Origin of the sequence: Collinsella sp. AF23-4AC, from assembly GCF_003462685.1 — a bacterium.
GTDB lineage: Bacteria > Actinomycetota > Coriobacteriia > Coriobacteriales > Coriobacteriaceae > Collinsella.
Genome location: NZ_QRVE01000033.1, coordinates 1 through 5,492, shown reverse-complemented (window position 1 = coordinate 5,492; position 5,492 = coordinate 1). Strand labels below are relative to the sequence as shown.

At 59.2% G+C, this 5,492-nt stretch carries 4 protein-coding genes; all 4 read right to left on the bottom strand.

Annotated features, from left to right (window positions below; genetic code table 11):
* Positions 1-102: 102 nt before the first annotated feature.
* Complete coding sequence (locus tag DWY05_RS09745) at positions 103-441, bottom strand: hypothetical protein (RefSeq protein ID WP_040358312.1); 339 nt, start codon at positions 439-441, stop codon at positions 103-105.
* Positions 442-697: 256 nt separating this feature from the next.
* Positions 698-2,179 carry a DUF1846 domain-containing protein gene (locus tag DWY05_RS09740; RefSeq protein ID WP_117821540.1) on the bottom strand — a complete coding sequence of 494 codons (1,482 nt, stop codon included), beginning with the start codon at positions 2,177-2,179 and terminating at the stop codon, positions 698-700.
* 534 nt (positions 2,180-2,713) lie between these two features.
* The gene (locus tag DWY05_RS09735; protein ID WP_370448094.1) at positions 2,714-4,201 is read right to left on the bottom strand and encodes a YfcC family protein; all 1,488 of its coding nucleotides are present in this window, start codon (positions 4,199-4,201) and stop codon (positions 2,714-2,716) included.
* A gap of 138 nt (positions 4,202-4,339) precedes the next feature.
* Positions 4,340-5,335, bottom strand: coding sequence for an ornithine carbamoyltransferase (argF, locus tag DWY05_RS09730; RefSeq protein WP_006234279.1), 996 nt, complete (start codon positions 5,333-5,335; stop codon positions 4,340-4,342).
* Positions 5,336-5,492: the final 157 nt, after the last annotated feature.

The window sequence follows — 5,492 nt, the reverse complement described above, 5'->3', positions numbered from 1 at the left end:
GTGGTTTAAAGCTGGCCGCTGCGCGGCCAGCAGACTAAAGTCTTGAAACAAAACGCCGCCCGGTTTCCCAGGCGGCGTCGCTATGGCAAGGGTTACATGCTGCTATCGATCAGCAACCTCGTCCTCAAGCATTTCTTGAACGAGCATGCCGGTACGGACGCCCTCAAGATACCATTCGCCACGTTCGGTAAGGCAAATGCCATTTGCAAGCTGACCGCCGTCGTCGCTATAACGCGAGACGACATCAATCATACCTTCGGAATCCAAGCGATCGATTGCGGCGCGGGCACGATACGGCGAAACCCCCACGCGCTCGGCAAGCGTTTTGCGCGAGAAACCATACGGCCCGCCATTGTCTTCGGTTTGCTGGTCGATCTCCATCAACACCAGCACCTCGACACGCTTCATATCGTTAACACTCGCACGACCCTTGCCCGCCATAGCAGCCTCCTCAAACCGAGCACGAGCATCTAACGCGCCGTGCGCGACCGACACACCTCACGATGGCAGGTAATATCCATCATGCGGCATCCCGCTAAGGATGAAACAGTTACGGTTATTGTATACCGCTCAAATTGTTTCTAGGCAGGTAAACAGCTATTTTTCGCCGAAATAGACGCTTTATTGATCAAAAAGCCGTACCGGGCGCTAACCCGATACGGCCAAAATGCAATGCAATTACCGCAGTGCTTCAAACTTAGCGATGGAAGAAACCGCGGCGCTCAAACTTGGGCTCGCAGCACACGTTGATGCCCAACTTGCGCAGCACCGTCTCGTCCGTCGGAGAGATGATCACACTAAAGAAGGCATCGCAGCCGCGCAGCTGCTCCAGGCCCGAAAGGACGCGGGCGGCCGTCTCACTCGTAGCCGAGGTGATCGAGAGCGCCATAAGCGTCTCGTCGGTATGCAGGCGCGGGTTTTTGCTGCCCAGGAAATGCGTCTTGAGCTTGCTGATGGGCTCAATCGCCTCATCGCTGATGACCTCGAGCTCAAGGTCGACGCCCGAAACATGCTTAAGCGCATTCATGATGAGCGAACTTGCGGCGCCCAGACGCGTGGAGGTCTTACCGGTCACCACGGAGCCATCGGGCATAACCATGGCGCCCACGGGACCACCCGTCAGCTGTTCCCTGGTAAGGGCGGCCGACCGCGCCGGTGAGTAGTTCTTATCGATGCCGGCTTTCTTCATAATGAGCTCGAGGCGGTCGACTTGCTCATCGCCCACGCCGGTACGGCGCACATTTTCGACCGCGGTAAAGTAGCGGCGAACGATCTCCATCTTGGAAGCGTCGCGGCAGGCATCGTCATCGGTGATGGCAAAGCCGACCATATTGACGCCCATGTCCGTAGGGCTCTGGTAGGGGCTCTTGCCCAGAATCTTTTCCATCAGGGCACGGACTACCGGGAAGGCCTCGACGTCGCGATTGTAGTTGACCGTGGTCTTGTTGTAGGCCTCCAGGTGGAAGGAGTCGATGATGTTGGCGTCATCGAGGTCTGCCGTGGCGGCCTCGTAGGCAATATTGACCGGATGCGTAAGAGGCAGATTCCAAACCGGGAAGGTCTCGAATTTGGCATAGCCGGCGGCCGTGCCATGCTTGTGCTCGTGATAGAGCTGAGACAGGCAGGTGGCAAGCTTGCCCGAGCCAGGACCGGGGGCAGTAACCACAACGAGCGGTCGGGTGGTCTCGACAAACTCGTTCTTGCCATAGCCATCGTCGGACACGATCAGATCGACATCGTGCGGATACCCCTCGATGGGATAGTGCAGCTTGGCGGGAATACCGAGCGCGTTCAGGCGGTTGCGGAACACATCGGCAGCGGGCTGGCCGGCGTACTGGGTGATGACCACAGCCGCGACGGCAAAGCCGTTACCGCGGAACAGGTCAACCAGGCGCAGCACATCCTCGTCATAGGTAATGCCAAGGTCACCACGAGCCTTGTTTTTCTCGATGTGGTTCGCGTTGATCGCGATGATAACCTCGACATCGTCGGCTATGCTCTTGAGCATGCGAAACTTGCTGTCCGGCTCAAAACCCGGCAGCACGCGGCTCGCGTGATAGTCGTCAAACAGCTTGCCGCCAAACTCCAAATACAGCTTGCCGCCAAACTGCGAGATGCGCTCCTTAATATGAGCGGCCTGCAGCTCGATATACTTCGCGTTGTCGAAACCCTGGCGCATGTATGGCTCCCGTCCCGTTTCGTAAATTAAGTTTCTACGCGATTATAACGGAGCAGACCCTCCCCGATGCCCAGGCCATCAACAGGCACCAACCAAACACGCCATCGATAAGTTGCGGTGGAATAGTTCCCGCTTAGTCCCTCAGGACACACAAACAGGAGCTATTCCACCGCAACTTCCCCTTTTTGGTACAAGCTAACCTGACCCCTTTGCATCAATAATGGAAACATCGCAGGTGGAGCATAAGTCAGCGAGCGCCCGCCAGAGCGAGCAAGGTGACGTGAAAGAGGAGGGCATAGGCCTTTTGGCCATGCCCGACGATTGAACGTCAGATTGCCGCTCTGGCGGGCGCGCAGCGTCGACCGGTTCCGCGGTTTGGTAAAACCGCGGAACAAAAAAGCGCCCCCTCCCGCGCACGGAACGGGAGGGGGCTAAAGGTAGGAGTCTACCGGTGGGTTGACCCCACCGGACAGACGATGACCAGGTGATCCTTTACAGGATCGTCAAGGTTTCCGTGGGGTACCCGTTGGGTACTTAGATCAACACGCAGGCGACGGTCAGGATGATGGCGCAGACGACGGAGAGAGCGACGATGAGCTTAAGGGCAAACTTGAGCCAGGTCGTCCACTCGATCTTGGCCAGGGCGAGACCGCCCATGATGGCGCCGGAGGTCGGGGTGAACAGGTTCACGACACCGATGGCGGCGGAGAAGATCATGACCATGACCTCGGGTGAGAAGCCGAGCTTAACAGCCAGCGGTCCCATGATGGGCATGGAGACAGTGGCCATACCGGAGGTCGAGGGGATCAGGAAGGACAGGCCGAAGTAGACCAGGAAGCTCATGGGAGCGAAGATCACGCCGGACAGGCCAGCCAGGGCATTGGCGGCAGCGTCGAGGACGAAGACGTCGAGACCGGTGTTAGCCATGAGGACGGAGATACCACGGGCGAGGGCGATGACGAGAACAACGGACATCATGTCGGCAGCGCCGGTGATGAAGGTGTTAACGATCTGCTTCTCGGACAGGCCACCGATGATACCGATCAGGACGGCCATGAGGAAGAACCAGGTGGAAGCCTCGTCGAAGTACCACTGGCCAATGGGCAGGCCGGTGATCAGGGCAGACCAGCCCTGGACGACGGCGTTACCGTCGGCGTCGTAGACAGCGCCAGCGTCGAAGAAGTTGGCGACGCCCTCGTTGAGGTCGGCCAGCGGAATGAAGCCGACGATCATGACGACGAAGGTGAAGGCGAAGGCGATCAGAACACCCTTCTGACGACCGGTGAGCTTGACCTCCTTGTGGACCTCGGAAGCAGCCTTGCCGTGAGCCTCTTCGGCGTCCTTGAGCTCCTGCATCGACAGGATAGTGGAACCCTTGTCAGCCTTGACCTTCTTGGCATAGTTCATCACGAAGACGATGGACATAGCGGTAGTGACAATCCACAGGACGGCACCGAGGCCGATGATGATGGACTGGTTGACCTCAATGCCAACGCCGGTCAGAGCGTCGACGGCAGCGCCGACGGCGAACGGGTTAACCGTGGAGCCCAGGCAGCCGCAGCCAGCGCCGAGCAGGACGGTGGCGGCACCGACCATGGGGTCGAAGCCAGCGGCCATCATGGTAGCGGCGAGCAGGGCGTAGAAGGGAACGGTCTCCTCGCACATACCATAAGTGGTACCGCCGAGGGAGAAGATGAGCATCAGCACGGGAACGAGCATGATCTCGTTGCCCTTAAGCTTCTGCACCAGGACGGCGATGCCGTTGTCCAGGGCGCCGGTCTCGGTCATCATGCCGAGGAAGCCGCCCAGGATCATAACGAAGAGGCAGACGGGCAGAGCGTCAGCGAAGCCCAGGATCGGGGCGGTGCAGAAATCGCTCAGACGGGCGGCAGTAACCGCGCCGCCGGACGTGCCGGAGACGATAACGGTAATCACTGCGACAATTGCCAGCAGAGCAAGAAGAATGGTGAACGATGAAGGCATACCGCGCTTTTTCTTAGCGGTCTCAGTCATGGTTCTCATCCCCCCTTCATAAATCATTTAACTTTCTCGCGCGAAGCGGATTTTCCGTGCCGTGCCCACCGCCCGACGCAAGATATTTACCAGACAAAACCGCTCGGGGTGAGCAGCAATACACCCCGAGCGAGATGCTAGATGCTCTTACTTGAGCGTGGCGTACATGACGGCCTTGATGGTGTGCATGCGGTTCTCGGCCTCGTCGAAAACCTTGGAAGCGGGGCTCTCGAAGACCTCGTCGGTGACCTCCTGCTCGGTGATGCCGAACTGCTCGCACTTCTCGGCGCCAATGGTGGTGTTGGTGTCGTGAAAGCTGGGCAGGCAGTGCAGGAAGATGGCACCCGGGTTGGCCATAGCCATGACCTCGGAGGTAACACGATACGGGGTGAGCTGGGCGATGCGCTCGGCCCAGACCTCGTCGGGCTCGCCCATGGAGACCCACACGTCGGTGTAGATAACGTCGGCACCGGTGACGCCGTCCTTGACGTCGGTGGTCAGCTTGATGGTGCAGCCGTTGGCCTCGGCGATGGGCTTGCAGGCCTCGATGACGTCGTCAGCGGGCATGCACTCCTCGGGGCCGCAGGCCACGAAGTTCATGCCGAGCTTGGAGCAGACGACCATGAGGGAGCGAGCGACGTTGTTCTTGCAGTCGCCCATGAAGACGAGGGTCTTGCCCTTGATGTCGTAGTTGAAGTTCTCCTGGACGGTCAGGATGTCGGCGAGCATCTGGGTGGGATGCCACTCAGTGGTCAGGCCGTTCCACACGGGCACGCCGGACTTAGCAGCGAGCTCCTCGACGTCGTCCTGGGCAAAGCCACGGAACTCGATGCCGTCATACATGCGGCCGAGAACGCGGGCGGTATCCTCGATGGACTCCTTCTTGCCCATCTGCGACGAACCCGGATCGAGGTAGGTGACGCCCATGCCCAGATCCATGCCGCCGACCTCGAAGGCGCAGCGGGTACGAGTGGAGGTCTTCTGGAAGAGCAGAACGATGTTCTTGCCCTCGAGATAGCGGTGCGGAACGCCAGCGCGCTTCATGTCCTTGAAGTTCTTGGAGAGCTTGAGCAGGTACTCGATCTCCTCGGTGGTGAGGTCGAGGAGCTTGAGGAAGCTACGGCCGGAGAGGTTAACACCCATGGTTCGTTTCCTTTCGAAGAAATGAATTACGTAAGTATTAGTGTCGCCCGTTTGACGGGCGAAACCGGTGCGGTTGTAGGGGGACCGCACCGGAAACGGAAAGACTTAGAGGTCCTCGCGCCAGAAGGGCATGCTCATGCAGCGCGGGCCGCCGCGG

Coding starts and splice junctions, on each gene's coding strand:
- argF (WP_006234279.1), bottom strand. CDS start 5,335: ATGGGTGTTAACCTCTCCGGCCGTAGCTTCCTCAAGCTCCTCGACCTC.
- DWY05_RS09740 (WP_117821540.1), bottom strand. CDS start 2,179: ATGCGCCAGGGTTTCGACAACGCGAAGTATATCGAGCTGCAGGCCGCT.
- DWY05_RS09735 (WP_370448094.1), bottom strand. CDS start 4,201: ATGAGAACCATGACTGAGACCGCTAAGAAAAAGCGCGGTATGCCTTCA.
- DWY05_RS09745 (WP_040358312.1), bottom strand. CDS start 441: ATGGCGGGCAAGGGTCGTGCGAGTGTTAACGATATGAAGCGTGTCGAG.